Annotated in this window: 14 protein-coding genes; 6 read left to right on the plus strand and 8 right to left on the minus strand. The window is 70.2% G+C overall.

The genetic code is table 11. The annotated features are described in order from the left end of the window. The first annotated feature begins 17 nt into the window (after positions 1 to 17). The 3 genes from DEJ19_RS15100 to DEJ19_RS15110 all read left to right on the plus strand — a co-directional run bounded on the left by DEJ19_RS15100 (position 18) and on the right by DEJ19_RS15110 (position 2804). A complete protein-coding gene (locus DEJ19_RS15100) occupies positions 18 to 1727 on the plus strand; it encodes a sensor histidine kinase (protein ID WP_111232869.1) in 1710 nt (569 codons plus the stop codon). Continuing rightward, positions 1724 to 2380 (plus strand): response regulator, encoded by a 657-nt coding sequence (locus DEJ19_RS15105; RefSeq protein WP_111232868.1) that lies wholly within the window; start codon positions 1724 to 1726, stop codon positions 2378 to 2380. Before DEJ19_RS15100 ends, DEJ19_RS15105 begins: the two co-directional genes overlap by 4 nt. Before the next feature lie 109 nt (positions 2381 to 2489). Then, the gene (locus DEJ19_RS15110) at positions 2490 to 2804 is read left to right on the plus strand and encodes an SdpI family protein (protein ID WP_110864167.1); all 315 of its coding nucleotides are present in this window, start codon (positions 2490 to 2492) and stop codon (positions 2802 to 2804) included. A gap of 143 nt (positions 2805 to 2947) precedes the next feature. On the opposite strand, the gene DEJ19_RS15115 is transcribed toward DEJ19_RS15110, so the two are convergent. The 3 genes from DEJ19_RS15115 to DEJ19_RS15125 all read right to left on the minus strand — a co-directional run bounded on the left by DEJ19_RS15115 (position 2948) and on the right by DEJ19_RS15125 (position 5350). Then, positions 2948 to 3385: a hypothetical protein gene (locus tag DEJ19_RS15115; protein ID WP_284176498.1), complete on the minus strand. Its 438-nt coding sequence runs from the start codon at positions 3383 to 3385 to the stop codon at positions 2948 to 2950. Between the two features lie 158 nt (positions 3386 to 3543). After that, positions 3544 to 4791, minus strand: coding sequence for an endo-1,4-beta-xylanase (locus tag DEJ19_RS15120; RefSeq protein WP_111232866.1), 1248 nt, complete (start codon positions 4789 to 4791; stop codon positions 3544 to 3546). 109 nt (positions 4792 to 4900) lie between these two features. After that, entirely contained in the window at positions 4901 to 5350 is a 450-nt protein-coding gene (locus tag DEJ19_RS15125; protein ID WP_111232865.1) for a MarR family winged helix-turn-helix transcriptional regulator, read from the minus strand. Between the two features lie 83 nt (positions 5351 to 5433). On the opposite strand from DEJ19_RS15125, the gene DEJ19_RS15130 reads away from it, so the two are divergent. Continuing rightward, complete coding sequence (locus DEJ19_RS15130) at positions 5434 to 6177, plus strand: SDR family oxidoreductase (RefSeq protein WP_111232864.1); 744 nt, start codon at positions 5434 to 5436, stop codon at positions 6175 to 6177. Positions 6178 to 6254: 77 nt separating this feature from the next. Here the strand turns inward: DEJ19_RS15130 and DEJ19_RS15135 are convergent, their stop codons facing one another. From DEJ19_RS15135 to DEJ19_RS15155, 5 genes are all read right to left on the minus strand, one after another. Next, a complete protein-coding gene (locus tag DEJ19_RS15135) occupies positions 6255 to 8408 on the minus strand; it encodes a beta-galactosidase (protein ID WP_258377360.1) in 2154 nt (717 codons plus the stop codon). Next, the gene (locus DEJ19_RS15140; RefSeq protein ID WP_111232863.1) at positions 8405 to 9313 is read right to left on the minus strand and encodes a carbohydrate ABC transporter permease; all 909 of its coding nucleotides are present in this window, start codon (positions 9311 to 9313) and stop codon (positions 8405 to 8407) included. The genes DEJ19_RS15135 and DEJ19_RS15140 overlap by 4 nt, the downstream gene beginning before the upstream one ends. Further along, positions 9310 to 10263 (minus strand): carbohydrate ABC transporter permease, encoded by a 954-nt coding sequence (locus DEJ19_RS15145; RefSeq protein ID WP_209136492.1) that lies wholly within the window; start codon positions 10261 to 10263, stop codon positions 9310 to 9312. Before DEJ19_RS15145 ends, DEJ19_RS15140 begins: the two co-directional genes overlap by 4 nt. An 11-nt stretch (positions 10264 to 10274) precedes the next feature. Continuing rightward, complete coding sequence (locus DEJ19_RS15150; protein ID WP_110864172.1) at positions 10275 to 11612, minus strand: ABC transporter substrate-binding protein; 1338 nt, start codon at positions 11610 to 11612, stop codon at positions 10275 to 10277. A gap of 147 nt (positions 11613 to 11759) precedes the next feature. Further along, positions 11760 to 12821 carry a LacI family DNA-binding transcriptional regulator gene (locus DEJ19_RS15155; RefSeq protein ID WP_209050904.1) on the minus strand — a complete coding sequence of 354 codons (1062 nt, stop codon included), beginning with the start codon at positions 12819 to 12821 and terminating at the stop codon, positions 11760 to 11762. Positions 12822 to 13105: 284 nt separating this feature from the next. Here DEJ19_RS15155 and DEJ19_RS15160 point away from each other — a divergent pair, with 284 nt between their 5' ends. Then, positions 13106 to 13630 carry a hypothetical protein gene (locus DEJ19_RS15160; RefSeq protein ID WP_111100418.1) on the plus strand — a complete coding sequence of 175 codons (525 nt, stop codon included), beginning with the start codon at positions 13106 to 13108 and terminating at the stop codon, positions 13628 to 13630. Between the two features lie 131 nt (positions 13631 to 13761). Further along, positions 13762 to 15213, plus strand: a complete 1452-nt coding sequence (locus tag DEJ19_RS15165; RefSeq protein ID WP_146250631.1) for a family 20 glycosylhydrolase — start codon at positions 13762 to 13764, stop codon at positions 15211 to 15213. Positions 15214 to 15239: the final 26 nt, after the last annotated feature.

The following is a 15239-nucleotide window of genomic DNA, read 5'->3' on the forward strand; positions in this document are numbered from 1 at the left end:
CTCCGTACGCTGGGGTCGTGACCGACGACCGTTCACGGCGCCCCAGGCTCCGCTTCGCCACCGAGGTGCTCGTACTGCAGCTCGCCGTGGTCGTCGCCGTCGTCGCCCTGACCAGCGCCGTGTTCGTCCGGATCGAGGTCACCCGGCTCGAGCGCGCTGCCGAGGGGACCGCACTCGCGATCGCACAGAGCGTCGCCGCGCAGTCCGACGTCCGGGCCGCGGTCGCCCGGTTGAGCGTCGACGGCACCGACCTCGACCCCGCGGTCCTCGCCGACGGCCCCGTCCAACGGGCGGCACTCGCAGCCCAGCGCCGGACCGGGGCACTCTTCGTCGTGGTCACCGACGACCGGGGCATCCGGCTGGCCCACCCCGACACCGACCGGATCGGCGAGATGGTGAGCACCTCCCCCGACGCCGCACTCGCGGGCCGCGAGACCGTGTCCTGGGCACGCGGCACGCTCGGTGAGTCGGCGCGGGCGAAGGTGCCCGTCTCCGCGCCCGCAGCCGGCGGGGCGGAGACGAGCCGGGCCTCCCGGCAGTCCGCCGTCGTCGGCGAGGTGAGCGTCGGGTTCAACCGGGCACGCGTCTACGACACCCTGGTCGAGGACAGCATGCCGGTGATCGGTGCCGGACTGGCGGCGGTCCTGCTCGCGGTGATCGCCTCGGTGCTGATCCGACGCAGGCTGGTGCGGCTGACGCTCGGGCTGCAGCCGGAGGAGCTCGTGACGCTCGTGCAGAACCAGCAGGCCGTGCTCGGCGGCGTCGGCGAAGGCGTCATCGCGATCGGCCCGTCGGGGGTCGTCACCGTCTGCAACCCCGAAGCCGTGCGACTGCTCGGGCTGGCCGATCCGGTCGGCCGTCCGGTGGCATCGCTCGATCTGCCCGCGCCGCTCGGGTCGATGCTGGACGTGACCACCGCGGCTCCGGCGAGCGCCACGATCGTCGCCGGGCACCGGGTGCTGCTCGTCGACGTCCGCACGGTGTTCCGCGACGGACGCGACCTGGGCCGGGTCGCCGTCCTGCGCGACCGCACCGACGTCGAGGCCCTGACCCGGCGACTCGACGCCGTCGGGGCGATGAGCACGGCGCTCCGCGCACAGCGCCACGAGTTCGCGAACCGGCTGCACGCGATCTCGGGGCTGCTCGACATCGGCGAGACCGCCCGGGCGCGCGCGTACCTGGCGGACGTGCAGGAGCGCGGGCCGCTGCGCTACCCGGTGCAGCACGCCGACCGGTTGACCGAGCCGTACCTGCAGGCGTTCCTCGGGGCGAAGGGTGTCGAGGCCGCCGAGCGGGGCGTGCTGCTGCGGATCGGGGCGGAGACGCTCGTGCAGGGGACGATCACCGAGCCGGGCGACGTGACCACCGTGCTCGGCAACCTGGTCGACAACGCGGTGTCGGCGGCCCTCACCGGGGACGAGCAGTCGAGGGACGGCGGATCACCGTGGGTGGAGGTCGAGGTGCTCGACGACGGCGCGACCCTGCACCTGTCCGTGATGGACTCCGGGCCGGGGGTGCCGGACGATGCCGCGGACTCGCTGTTCGTGCGCGGTCCGGCGGCGGCTCCCGCGTCGGAGGACGTCTCACAGGTGCACGGGCTCGGGATCGGGCTGCCGTTGTCGCGGGAGATCGCCCGGCGGCACGGTGGTGACGTGTGGCTCGCCTCCCCCGGCGGTGACGACCACGGCGCGGTCTTCTGCGCCCGACTGGAAGGAGTGGTGTCGTGAGTTCCGTGTTCACCGTGCTGGTGGTCGACGACGACTTCCACGTCGCCGACCTGCACCGGCGGCAGGTCGACGAGGTACCGGGGTTCCGGGCACTCGAGCCCGTCGGGACCCTCGCGGCCGCCCGCTCCGCGCTGTCGAGTGGGACCGTGGACCTGGTGCTCGTCGACGTGTACCTGCCCGACGGCAGCGGCCTCGAGCTGCTGCGGTCGATCGACACCGATGCCTTCGTGTTGAGCGCTGCTTCGGACTCGGGCACCGTGCGGCGGGCGATGCGGTGCGGGGCACTCGCCTACCTGATCAAGCCCTTCGTAGCCGGGGTGCTGGCCGAGCGGCTGCAGGCGTACGCGCGCTCGCGGAACGTGCTCGACGAGCGCTCGACACTCGATCAAGAGGCCGTCGAGCGGGCGTTCCGGATCCTGCACGCCGGGGACAGCGGTGGGGCGTCGCCGTCCCGGGCGGCCACGGCGGCGCTGGTGCTCGAGCAGCTCGTCGCCGGTGAGGAACGATCGGCCGCCGAGGTGGCTGCGGCGATCGGGGTCTCGCGGGCGACGGCGCAGCGGTACCTGGCGCAGCTCACGGCGGACGGGACGGTGGCGATGCAGTTGCGGTACGGGGCTGCGGGGCGGCCGGAGCACCGGTACGTGCGGCGGTGACGGGCCCTGCTGCCCTTGCGTATTTCACCGGATACCGGCAGGTTTGGTCTGACGCGCTCCGATCCCAGCCACACACGCGAGCGCCGTGACCGAACCAGAAGGAGATCACGTGATCGCGATCGAGATGGCAGCCGCCGTCCTGACCATCGTCTTCGTCGTCCTGCCGGCGCGGGGCACCATCGGCAGGAACGGGCTCGTCGGCATCCGTACCCGGGCGACCATGCGCAGCGACGAGAGCTGGATCATCGGCCACCGAGCAGCGATCGTCCCGACGAGCATCGCCGGCGGCGCGACGGTTGCAGTGAGCCTGGTCTACATCGCGCTCGGACGCGCCGACGACATCCCCGCGTTCGTCGCGTGCGCCGCGATCCTCGTCGGCGGAGCCTTCTGGGGTGTGGTGGCCGCAGGACGCGCGACCAGGTGACGGCGGACGCGGGGGCCCGGGCGTGGTTCAGCGCTGACGCCGTCGAGCTGCTCGAGATGGTCGGCCCGTACCTCCAGGTCGTCGCGGTGCCGCACACCCACGCTGACGCCTGGCCCTTCCGGCCGCCTCGGGAGGGGCGCGCCCTAGCCCTGTCCCTGGTCCGCGAGGCGCCAGCCGGACGCCGTCTTCGTGAAGCAGAAGCTCCACGTGCGCGTCCCGTTCATCGGCTCCGATTCCTCCGACGCTCGACTCGTCACCGTTGTGTCGACGCAGGACTCCGCCTTGTGGCCAGGGTTGAACGGCACCGATTCCGCCTTGTCCGCGACGGTGTACTTCCGCAGCGTCGGGTTCCGGCACCACGCCCACGTGCTGTCGAGCGTCAACGCCTTCGTCACGTCACACCGCTGCGCCTTCGCCGCAGCCAGGTACACCTTCGTCACCTCGACGGCGGTTGCGGACGACGGCGGCAGGCGGGGCGAACTGCACCCGGCCACCAGTGCGAGCCCCGACGCCAGCACGGCGGTCACGAGGACCGAGCGTTGCACGAGCAGGAGCCGTCCGTGCGGTCTGCTCATACGCATCAAGTCCACCCCTCACGGTGCCGCGGACGGTCCGCTGGTCTCGCCCAGCAAAGCGCACCACCCCGATCAGAGCCATGAGCACCCCCACAGCCAGGTCCGCCACTGACGGACTGGAGGCGCGGGGCGGGGCCGCACCGGGCCTCCAGTCCGTCAGGTGGTCACGCGACGATCTGCACCTGCGTGGGCACGTCGGTGACGGCGAACGGGGCGGACGTGCCACGCACGTCGACGCGGTAGTCGCCGCGGAAGCCGCGGACCTGCACCCGACCGCGGTCGTCGGTGCGCAGCACCGTCGGGCCGAGCCACCACTCCTCCTTGACCAGGCGGCGGAGCGCGTCGTAGGACGGCTTCGGGGTGCCGTCGGCGCGGACGAGTCCGATCGGGGCGCCGAGCCAGGCGCCGGCGTCGGTGATGCCCCAGTAGGTGATCGCCTCGACGGAAGGGTGGCCGACCAGGCTCCGGTAGTGCCGTTCGATGTCGTCGGCCTGGCGCGCCTCACCCTCGGGCGTCGACGGCCACGAAGCGACCTGGTGGTCGTTGAGGTCGACGATGTGCGCGGGCATGAGGTCGCCGGAGACGAGCGAGGTCTCGGTCAGGTGCAGCGGCAGGCCGTAGCGGGCGAACCGGTCGACCATCGCGAGCATCGCGTCCTCGCCCCAGTAGCCCTGGTGCATGTGGGTCTGCAGCCCGATGGCGTCGATCTGCACGCCGGCCTCGAGCACGCCCTCGATCAGGCACTCGTACGCACTCGACAGGTCGAAGTCGTTGAGCAGCAGGGTGGCGTGTGGATTGGCGGCGCGGGCCTCCTCGAAGGCCATCCGGATCATCGGGATGCGACCCTTGGCCCGAGCGAGCGGGGTGATCGCGTTGTCGCCGTTGTCGAACACCGGCATGATGACGACCTCGTTGATGGCGTCCCAGGTGTCGATCGTGCCGGCGAAAGCGGAGACCTCGCGGCGGATGCGCTCGCGCTGGAGCCGCTCGACCTCGTCCAGCGGGAGCCCCAGCAGCCAGTCGGGCTGCACGGTGTGCCAGACGAGCGGGTGACCCTTGAGGGCGATGCCCCGGTCGCGGAACCACTGCGCCGTCGTCAGGAGTCTGGCGGTCTCCGGGGCTCCGCGCTCGGGCTCGAAGCGGCCCCAGTAGAACGGGAGCGTCGCGGTGTTGAAGACGTCGGTGTAGAGGTCGGCGAGGTGCTCGGTGTCTGCTTCGTCTTGCGCTTCGGCGTTGGCTTCGCCGGACGCTTCGCCGTTGGCCAGTTCGATGAAGTCGAAGCCGATGTTGCCGAAGGCGAAGGCATGGCCGGTCTGCTCGACGGTGATGTCGGCATCGGGGATGGGATTGCCTTCGGCATCGACGGCCGTCAGGGTCGTCTCGCCGAAGCGGTGATCTGGTGCGTGCGTCATCGCGCGTCCTCCGACATCGTCGTCCGGGATTTGTTGTGCGCGCAAACATAGCAGCGAGGATCGTCGCCGTCACCCCTGGGCGGTCGGCCCTGCGGAGTCGTCCGCGGGGTCAGGCGGACTGGCCACCGTGAACGGAGAGAACCCGGTCGAGCAGGTGGATGAGGTCCTTCCGCTCCTTCGTGGACAACGCGGCGAGCAGTTCGTCCTGCACGGCATCCGCGAGCACCTGGATCTCGGCGAGCCTGACCCGACCAGCGGCCGTGATCGTGACGACGTTCCGACGGCGATCCGACGGGTCGGGCTCTCGAGTCACGGCCTCGTCTCCTTCGAGCCGGACGACGATGCCGTTGACGTTGTTGCGGTCCAGACCCAGCGCCCGACCGATCTCAGCCTGACTCAGCGCGCCGTTCTCGTCGAGCGCTGCCAGCACCGCGAAGTCGGACCGCGCTTCGAGGGGCATCCGGGCGCTGGTCAGGCGCGCACCGATCGTGGCGAGTCGCCCGGCCTGCCAGCTCACGAGCGTCCGGAGCGCCTGGGGTGGAGTGGGGTCGTCGGCCATGCCCGAAGACTATCAGTTGGTGCGACCAACCAATTGCGCGTATCGTTGGTTGAACCAACATTGGTCTCACCAAGGAGTCGAACATGTCCACAGATCCCATCAACCCTGACCTCTCAGGTCGTCGCGTCCTCGTGCCGGGCGGCACAGGCGGTGTCGGGGAGGGCATCGTCAGCGCCTACCTCAACGCCGGTGCCGACGTCGTCGTCCCCACCCGTTCGGATGCGCGCGGCACAGAACTCCGCGCCGCGCTCGGCGCGATCGGCACCTCCCAGCTGCTGCACCTGCCGACGCACGACTACACGTCCTTCGCCGGGGCGGAAGCACTCGGTGCCGAGATGACCGAACGACTCGGCGGCATCGACGACGTGGTCGTCCCCGTGGGCGGATGGTGGCAGGGCGGGCCCCTGACCACCATCGACGAGGACGACTGGGCGGGAGCGTTCACCGGGCTCGCCACGGCGCACATGGCACTGGCGCGGGCGATCGTCCCGCGGCTCAGTGGCGTCGGCGCGTACACGGTGGTCGTCGGGCAGTCCGCCGAGTTCCCGGTGCCGGGCAGCGGGCTGGTGAGCATGGAGCAGGCCGCGGTGCTCATGATGCAGCGGGTCCTCGCGGCGGAGTCGCCGGACGAGCGTGTCCACGCGCTCGTGCTCGGGCCGGTGCGGACCCGGTTCGTCGACGGCGAGCCGGAGTGGGTCTCGGCGTCCGAGGTCGGTGCCGCCGCCGTCGCGCTGTCCCTGGCGACGGGCATCGGCAGCCGCTCCGTCTCACTCGCGTCGTCAACGGAAGCCCGAACGGCGTTGGAGGCGTTCCGGGCCGCGGCCTGACCACTGTCCGAGTGCCGCTGTTGCACAGAAGGAGCAGGCGGACCGTCCGACCCGACGGCCCGCCTGCTCCGGTCTCGCTATGCGACGACGACCACCCGGACGTCCCACGGCCCGAGCTCGAGCACGGCATCCGCGGCGAGCGCCGTGCCCTCGAACAGGTCCTCCGCGGCGACCGGCACCGCGTACGTGCTCGGTTCCCACGACCAGTTGTGGATGACGTGCACCGTTTCTCCGCGACCGTTGACCGAGCTCGCAACCGACTGCGTGTCGGCCTGCGGCTGCCAGCTCGGCGACCCGCTGCCCTGGCCGACCGCCCACTCCGTGATCGCTGCGGCGAGCGCCGGATCCGGGACGGTCCCGACGTAGGTGACCCGACCGGCACCGTGCGACCGTGTCGTCACCGCGGCGAACCGACCGTGGTGTGGGTGGTCGTACCCGACGAGCACGTCGGCGTCGTCGACGAGCAGGCCGTCCGCCCACCGGGTGGCCGTCGCACCGGCCGGCACGGTGAACCCGTGCTCAGCGGCAGCGGCTCCGGCGGACACCGGGATGCGTCGGCCGAGGTTGCTGAACTCGTCGTAGTGCACGCCGGCGGGCACGTCGAGGAACGCGGGCTTCCGTTCGAGCCGCGCACGGGCTTCTTCGTCCTCGTACCCGGTGCGGATGCCGACGACCAGGTGACCGCCTGCCTCGGCGTAGGCGGCGAGCCACTGCAGCTGGGCGTCGGTCGCGATGGTGAACGCGGCAGCGACGAGCACCGGACGCTCCGCGGCGAAGGACGCCGGCTCACGGTCGAAGACCTGCGACGGGTGCACGGTGTTCGCCTGCAGTCCCGCATCGAAGACGCCTCGGGCGTAGGCGTCGTAGATCGTCTGCCACGAGCGCCGGTCGGGCTCCATGCCGTCGCCGAGCGCCGGGTGCTCGTTCAGCGCCCACTTCGACTCGTTCGAGAACAGCAGGGCGACGTCGGCGTGGGGGCGGAGGCCGGCGACCCGGTCCCCGGCGTGCGCGAACTCCGCTCCGATCCGGGCGATCTCCTCGTACGTGCGACCGGGCTGCTGCGAGTGCGGCAGGACGCCACCCCAGTACGTCTCGACGCCGTAGTGCAGCGTGTGCCAGTGCCAGTACTCGATCATCGACGCGCCTCGGGACACGAGCGCCCAGGCGGCCTGGCGCCACTGCCCTTCGTAGGCCGGTTCGTTCATCCACGAGAACCCGATGGCCTGCGCGTTGGTCTCGGTGACCAGGAACGGTGCCTGCTTCGACCCGTACATGCGGTCGCCTGAGGCGAAGATCGACCAGGCACCGGACGAGGTCCAGAACTGTGCGGGTTCCTCGGCACTCGGCAGCTCGAGGGCGTCCTGCATCCGGTAGTACGGGTTGCCGGCGGTGACGTCGAGCGTCCGGGTGAGCACCTCGTCCTCGACGGTCGGCCGCTCGTAGGCGATGCACGTGGTCACGAACTGGTCCGGACGCGAGTACTCCCGCACGACCGATGCCTGCCAGGCGATGAAGTCCGTCGTGATCGAGGCCTGGAACCGGCGCCAGGCAAGGTCGTACTGCGGCTGCGCGTTGCCGTCCGGCGTCCACAGGTCCGCCCAGGTGGACAGCCGGTGGGACCAGTAGGTCAGGCCCCACTCCTCGTCCAGCCGCTCGACGCTGCCGTAGGTGTGGCGCAGGTGGTCGACGAAGCGTTGGAACACCTCGGGGTTCGCGATGAGCTCGTTGCCCGGTTCGTTGTCGACCTGGTAGCCGATCACGGCTGGGTGCTCGGCGTAGCGGGCGACGATCTTCCGGATGACCCGCTCGGCGTGGAACAGGAACGCCGGGTGGGCGTAGTCGATCTCCTGCCGGGCACCCCAGCCCATCGCCTCGCCGTCGGTGCGGCGGCGGACGTTGATCTCCGGCACGATGCGGGCGAGCCACATCGGCACGGCGTACGTGGGTGTACCGAGGATCACCCGGATGCCGTGTTCGTGGGCGGCGTCGAGCACCGGTGCGAGCCACTCCAGGTCGAAGCGGCCGTTCTCCGGCTCCCAGGTGCTCCAGACGGACTCACCGACGCGGATGACCGAGAAGCCGGCCTCCTGCATCAGGCGCATGTCCTCGTCGAGCCGAGGGGTCGGCTGGTACTCGTGGTAGTAGGCGGCGCCGAAGAGGACGCGGTCGTGCTGCATGGTGCTGGGTGCTCCGTTCGAGAAGGATCGGTGGTGGGTGCGGGTGTCGGTCATCCCTTGACCGCCCCCGCGGTCAGCCCGTCGAGCAGCTGCTTGCGGAGGAGCAGGAACACGAGGATCGTCGGCACGCTCGCCAGCACGGCCCCGGCGAGCACCAGGTCGTACGACCGGTTCTCCGACGCGAAGATCGCGTTGAGGCCGAGGGGCAACGTGTACTGGCTCGAGTCGGACAGCAGGACCAACGGCCACTGGAAGGAGTTGTAGCTCTGCAGGAAGCTCCACACCGCCAGGGCGCCGAGCGACGGTCGGAGCAGCGGGAGCACGACCCGGCGGAACGTGCCGAACTCGGAGTTGCCGTCGATGCGGGCCGCCTCGATGAGTTCGTCGGGGATCGCCTGCACGATGAACTGCTGCATCATGAAGATGCCGAACGCCGGCGCCACCCACGGGACGACGAGCGAGAACCAGGGGTTCGTCAGCCCGGACTTCACCACCAGGATGAAGAGCGGCACGAGGATCACCGCGAACGGCACCGAGAGCGACGAGAACATCACGGCGAACAGGATCCGCTTGCCCCGGAACCGGAACTTCGCGAAGCCGTACCCGGCCATCGCGCAGACGAACACGGACACGACGGTCGCGATCAGGGCGGTGCCGACGCTGATGCCGAACCAGGCCCAGAACGGCTGGGTGGCGAGCAGCTTCGTGTAGTTCTCCCCCGTCGCCGGGCTCGGGATGAGCGTGGGCGGTGTCGCGAAGATGTCGCCACGCTGCTTGAACGAGCCGGAAAGCGCCCAGAGCAGCGGGAACACGAAGACCAGCAGCAACGCCACGAGTGTGGCGTAGAGCAGGCCGCGGCGAGCGATCCAGCCCCTGGTGCGGGGCGGCCCGGACCGGGGCGCCCGGCTTCCGGCGGTCGTGACGGCCCGGGTGTCCGGGCGGTCGGTGGTGGCGGTCATGCGTCCCTCCCGATGGCGAGTGCGCGGTTGAGGATCTGGCTGACGCCGAACACGACGACGAACAGCACGACACCGGCGGCTGCCGCGTACCCGAACTGCTGCCGTTCGAAGGCGGCGCGGTAGATGAACATGGCGACGGAGAGCGTTGCTTCGCCCGGGCCGCCCTTGGTGAGCAGGTAGGGCTCGTCGAACAGCTGCGCGGCACTGATGAAGCTCGTCACCACAACGAACGCCGTGACCGGTCGGATCGCCGGGAGCGTCACGTTGGTGAACTTCCGGAAGGTGCCTGCCCCGTCGAGCGACGCGGCCTCGTACTGCTCGGGCGACACGTTCTGCAGTGCTGCCAGGAAGAAGATCGTCAGGTACCCGACCGTGCGCCACAGGAGCACGAAGCCGATGGCGACCTTCGCGAGGGTCGGGTCGCCGAGCCAGTCGGTGTTCGGCAGTCCGAACAACGCCTTGAGCGTGGCGTTGAGCAGTCCGTAGTTCGTGTCGAACACCAGGCTGTAGATGAGCGCGATGACGATCGGCGACAGCACCATCGGGATGAAGAACGTCACCCGGAACAGGTCTCGGGCGCGGAGTCCCTTGGCGTTGAGCGCCTGCGCGACCAGGAGCGAGCACGGCACGATGACGAACACGGCGATGAGTGTGTAGATCAACGAGTTGACCAGGGCTGTGCCGAAGCTGGTGTCCCGGAACAGGTTCGCGTAGTTGGACAGGCCGATCCAGTTCGGCGTGCCGAGGCCGACCCACTCGGTGAGTGACAGGTACACGGCGGCGAGCACCGGCACGATCATGAACAGGCCGTACAGCACGTAGAACGGCGCGATGAAGAGGTACGGCGCGCTGCCACCGTTCGTGTTCAGGCGGCGGCGACGGCGATCGGGTGGATCGGTGGTGGTCGTGGTGGCGGACACCGGGATTCCGGTGGCGGTTGATGTGGACAACGTCGTCCTCCTCAGGCGCGGGTCTGGCCGCGGAAGTCGGCCGCAGCGGCGTCGAGCGCCTGCTTCGGGGAGATCTGGCCCTTGTAGGCCTTGATGAGGTAGCCGCTCAGGACGGTCTGCAGGATCGAGGCATCGGCGCTCTGGTGCTGCGAGGGCACGTCGTCGACGACCGACTTGTAGACGCCGAACAGCTGCTGCCCGCCGAAGTACGGGTCGCTCAGCGCCGCGAGCCGCGGGTCGTCGTAGACCGAGCGGAGCGTCGGCAGGTAACCGAGGTCCTGGTAGCGCTTCACCTGCTGGTCCGGGTCGAGGTACGCGGCGAGCACCAGGTCGATCCCGGCCTTCGTGAGCGGCTTGTCGCGGAGCACCGAGAACCCGGTGCCGCCGCCGACGCTCGTCGTGCTGCCACCACCCGCGAACCGGGGCAGGTTCCGCACCTTCCACTTGCCCTTCTGCTCGGGCACGTTCGGCTTGATGCCGTAGCTGGCGTACCAGGAGGGCATGTCGACGGCCAGGATCGTGCCGCCCTTCAGCCCGGACTGCAGGCTCGGTCCGTACATGTCAGCGACCGTCGCGATGGCCCCGGACTGCACACCGTCGACCAGGAACTGCAGGGTGCGTTCGGCCTCCGGCGTCTGGATGGCGATGCCGCCGTCCTCGTCGTACAGGTCGCCGCCCCGCTGGAGCAGCAGGATCTGGTAGCTCTGCAGCGTGCCGCCCGGATCGGTGACCGCCACGGCGTGCAGCGAGACGCCCTTGCTCTTGTTGAGCTTCGCGCCGACGTCCATGTACTCCTCCCACGTCGTCAGGTCGTCGGGGATGCCGAGGGCCTCGAACTGGTCGGCTCGGTGGTAGTAGACGCACAACGGGGTGTCCGAATCGAGCGCGTAGAGGTGCCCGTCCTTCGAGAACGGCGTGAGTCGTGCAGCGATCAGGTCGTCCTTGCGCGACGCCACCGACGGCGAGAGGTCGCTCAGCAGTTCGGCAGCGATGTCCCCGCGGAGCATCCGGCAGAACGCCCCGATCTCGAGCCCGGCGACGTCCGGCGTCCCCGTGCCGGCGACGGCCTGCGCGATGAGCTTGGTCGGGATGTCCGCCGCCGCGATCGTGGTGATGTCGAGCGCGAAGTCGAAGTCCGACTTCCGGTCGGCGACCGGCAACGCCTCGGTGAAGAACTTCTCGTAGCCGGGGTCGTGGGTCCAGAAGGACAGGTCGGCGCGTCCGGAACGGACGGCGGCCGTCGACTGCGGGGAGCAGCCGGCGAGCAGCGCGCCGAGGGCGATGCTGCCGCCAGCGGCGGCGCCCCACCGGAGCAGGTCGCGTCGGCTCGGCCCACGGCCTGGAGGCACGGGTGGCGCAGGTGGGGAAAGTCGCCTGGGTACTGGGGTCACGGAGGTCTCCTGACGTCGTCGTCGAGGTGCGTGCGGAAGTGGCGGTGAGCGCGCGTGAGCGCTCACTCACGGGACGGACGCGGGCCGCGCCTCCCGTCCGGGGGTTCAGTCGGCGGGGCGGAGGTGACGCCGCTCAGCGGACGGCGGCGCGCTGGTGGCGCGCGTGATCAGCTGGCCGGGCAGCATCCGGTGGCGCTCGGCGGGCGGGTGGCCGTCGAGGGTGCGGAAGAGGCGGTGCATCGCGAGGCGGGTGGCCTCGTCGAAGTCCTGACGGATGGTCGTGAGCGGCGTCGGCAGGTACGCCGAGATCGGCATGTCGTCGAAGCCGACGATGCTGACGTCACCCGGCACGGACAACCCGTGCTGCTGGATGGCGGACATCGCGCCGATCGCCATCTGGTCGTTCGCGACGAAGACCGCTGTCAGGTCCGGGCGGCCGAGCAACGAGCGCATGGCCTCGTAGCCGCTCTGCGGCGACCAGTCCCCCTCGACCGGCGCGTGCTCGGCGACGCCGGCGTCCTGCAGCGCCGCCCGCCACCCCGCCAGCCGGCGCGAACTCGAGGTCCAGTCCGCCGGACCCGCGATGTGCCACACGGTCTCGTGCCCGAGGGCCAGCAGGTGATCGGTGGCCGCGAACGCAGCGCCGCTCTCGTCCAGACCGACCGCCAGGGTGTTCTCGCGGTCGGCGACGTCCGGCGGCCCGAGCGTCAGCACCGTCACGCCCTGGGGCAGGCGGAGCTGGTCCATCTGGTTCTCGACCGGCTCGGAGAAGACGATCGCCTCGACGTCCTGGCCGACGAGCGAGTCGACCGCCGGCTGGAGCTCGGATGCGGTCGCGGCGACGGTCCGGACGATGGCCAGGCTGTACCCGTTCGTGCGGCACGCCTGCTCGACGCCGGTGAGCATGGCGGTCGGGCCGTACAGGTTCGTGCCGATGGTGATGAGACCGATCCGGCGGGAGCGCTGCGACTTGAGGGAGCGGGCGGCTGCGTTCGGGCGGAAGCCCAGTTCGTCGATCGCCTTGAGGACCCGGGCGCGGACCGCCTCGGTGACGTGCGGTTCGTCGTTCACCACGCGGGAGACGGTCTTCTGGGAGACGCCGGCCAGGGTCGCGACGTCGGTCATGGAGGCCGGACGGAGGCGATGAACCGATGCGTTGCCGCTCATCGTCAGCTCCTTCGCTGCTCCGTGGGACCGGCCAGGACCGGATGTGGGAGCAAGACAACCACGGGATTGTCTACGTAGTCAAGAGCGATTCCGCGGTGCCACCGCGGGTGCGAGGTTGTGGCTTGTACTGATGTGCAGCATTCTGGATCGATTGGCCGTGCCGTGGCGCGAACCGAGAGGAAGAACATGAAGAAGATCCGGGTCGCATGCCACGCGGGCGGAGACAGGCGGTGAGGGCGTCAAGCACCCGACCCTCCACTCGCAGAGCTGCCACCGCCGCCCTGATGGTCACCACCACCGGCGCCTCGCTGCTGGCGGTCGACAACCTGCTCGGCTTCATCGGAACGCATCTGGTCGCAGCAGGGCAAGTGTTGATGGTCGCTGCTATTTCCGTGTCAGCAGGAGTCGTCGCCGCTGCCGGTGCTGCGCTCGCTCGCGACGCCGTGCACCTCGTCATCGCGGCCGCCACCGTCGTCTTCGTGACCACCCTGTCGCCGGCGACCAGCAGCCAGCTGTGGCTCCCCATCGCGGTCGTCCTGCAGGCGCTCGTCCCGTTGACCTTCGCTGCCGGCGGGCTGCTGGTCCTTCGCGGTCCACAGAACTTCGCCGCCGTGCGGGTCCTCGCGGTGATGCTCGTGGGGTTCGCCGCCGCCTGGATCGTCACCGCGTTCATCCCGGTGGCGCTCGTGGCGTTCCTCCTCGCGCAGGCCGGCACGCTGGTCGTCGGGGCTGCCCTCAGCCTGCAGCCGGTTCTTCGCCGCGCCCGGAGTCTTGTGCGTGCGCTGTGGGCGAGTGCGGAGGTCCGCTGAGGAGCCCCGCTGCACGTCGCTGGGCAATGTGCGTTCGACGCGGTGCGGATACGATCGTGCGCGCATCCTGATCCAACGAGGGCAACGGGGTGTTCGAGGGGGAGAACGTCGTGGTGCGTCAACAGGGGCACGTGGGTCCCGGATCGTCTGCCAGACGCGCGCTCGCGGTCGGCCTGGCGATCGCCCTGTCGGCCGCAGCTCTGGTCGGCATCCGTGCAACGGCAGGATCAGCGGACACCGCAGCCTCGGCGGTGACGGTCACGAAGGTCACCGCGACGACGACCGTCACCTCGACCGGCACCGCCGTTCGCACCACGCTCAAGGTCAAGAACACCGCCTCGGTGCGGAAGCCGGCCTCCTCCGCGTGGCTGTACCTGTCCGCCGGCACGAAGAAGTACACGCTCGGCCGGGTCGCGGTGAAAGCACTCGCCGCTGGGTCGAGCACCTCGGTCACCGCAGTTCGCGGGACACCTTCCCGTGCCGAAGCCGGCAAGTACTCCGTCCTCGCCTGCGTGGGTGCGTACTCCGCGAAGCAGTGCCGCACGTCTTCTGCGACCGTCACCACCAAGCCCACGAAGCGCGCGCGTCCGGAGACGGGCGTGATGCTCGACGTCGCTCGCGCCTACTACCCCGTGGCGTTGCTCAAGCGGTACATCGACCTCCTGGCCGACGACGGCGGGCGCTTCCTGCACCTGCACCTCACCGATGACCAGAACGTCGGGATCGAGAGCACGGTCCTCGGCCAGACCCCCGCGAACGCTGATCTCGACGACGGCGTCTACACGAGCCGCGTGACCCATCACCCGTTCCTGAGCGTCGCGCAGGCACGCGGGATCTCCGACTACGCGGCGAAGCGGAGTGTCGCGATCGTGCCCGAGATCGATACTCCTGGACACATGGCTGCGGCATTCGACCTGCTCGAGGCGCAGCACGGCACGAAGTGGGTCGACCGCATCCGTTCGGGCGAGAACGAGCTCGACACGTCGGCGCCCGCGAGTCTCGCGCTGGCGAAGAAGCTGTACGCAGAGGTGCAGCAGACCTTCCCCTCCAGCCGAACCGTGCACATCGGCGGGGATGAATGGGGCGACGACGTCACCGCCGCCCAACGCGTCGCCTGGATGAACGCGATGGCGGCCACGGTCGGCAACCGCGAAGTCTGGGCGTGGAACGACGGGATCGATCGGGTCGCGGTCGGGCGGCTGGACCCGCGCATCCACGTCACGTACTGGAGCTTCGACGGCGACACCGAGGACGCAGCCGAGCGGCGCGAACGGCGAGCACGGCGGGCGAGTGCGGTCGACCTGCAGCAGGCCGGGGTCGACCTGCTCAACTACAACTCGTACTACCTCTACGAGGTGCCGACGGACCTCGACCCGGCCGACAGCGAGTACACCGTCGCCGACCTCCGCGAGAACTGGTCACTCCGGACGTGGGACGGCGACTCCGGTTCGCTGCTCGCGGCTCCGATGTCGGGCGCCGCCGTCGCGATCTGGGGTGAGGACCTCGAGGACCCGCCATCTGACGCGCTCCTGCGGTGGAGCGCGCCGCACGTGACGGCGATGCTCGAGACCGCAGCCTCCTGACGGACGCGTGTCGGGCCTCCAGGCCG

It is taken from the genome of Curtobacterium sp. MCSS17_016 (assembly GCF_003234255.2).
In the GTDB taxonomy this organism is placed as follows: domain Bacteria; phylum Actinomycetota; class Actinomycetes; order Actinomycetales; family Microbacteriaceae; genus Curtobacterium; species Curtobacterium flaccumfaciens.

Excerpts from the sequence above, each read along its gene's own strand:
- DEJ19_RS15135 (WP_258377360.1), bottom strand. The coding sequence starts at position 8,408 with ATGACCGACACCCGCACCCACCACCGATCCTTCTCGAACGGAGCACCC.
- DEJ19_RS15140 (WP_111232863.1), bottom strand. The coding sequence starts at position 9,313 with ATGACCGCCACCACCGACCGCCCGGACACCCGGGCCGTCACGACCGCC.
- DEJ19_RS15130 (WP_111232864.1), top strand. The coding sequence starts at position 5,434 with ATGTCCACAGATCCCATCAACCCTGACCTCTCAGGTCGTCGCGTCCTC.
- DEJ19_RS15120 (WP_111232866.1), bottom strand. The coding sequence starts at position 4,791 with ATGACGCACGCACCAGATCACCGCTTCGGCGAGACGACCCTGACGGCC.
- DEJ19_RS15155 (WP_209050904.1), bottom strand. The coding sequence starts at position 12,821 with ATGAGCGGCAACGCATCGGTTCATCGCCTCCGTCCGGCCTCCATGACC.
- DEJ19_RS15125 (WP_111232865.1), bottom strand. The coding sequence starts at position 5,350 with ATGGCCGACGACCCCACTCCACCCCAGGCGCTCCGGACGCTCGTGAGC.
- DEJ19_RS15160 (WP_111100418.1), top strand. The coding sequence starts at position 13,106 with ATGGTCACCACCACCGGCGCCTCGCTGCTGGCGGTCGACAACCTGCTC.
- DEJ19_RS15115 (WP_284176498.1), bottom strand. The coding sequence starts at position 3,385 with ATGCGTATGAGCAGACCGCACGGACGGCTCCTGCTCGTGCAACGCTCG.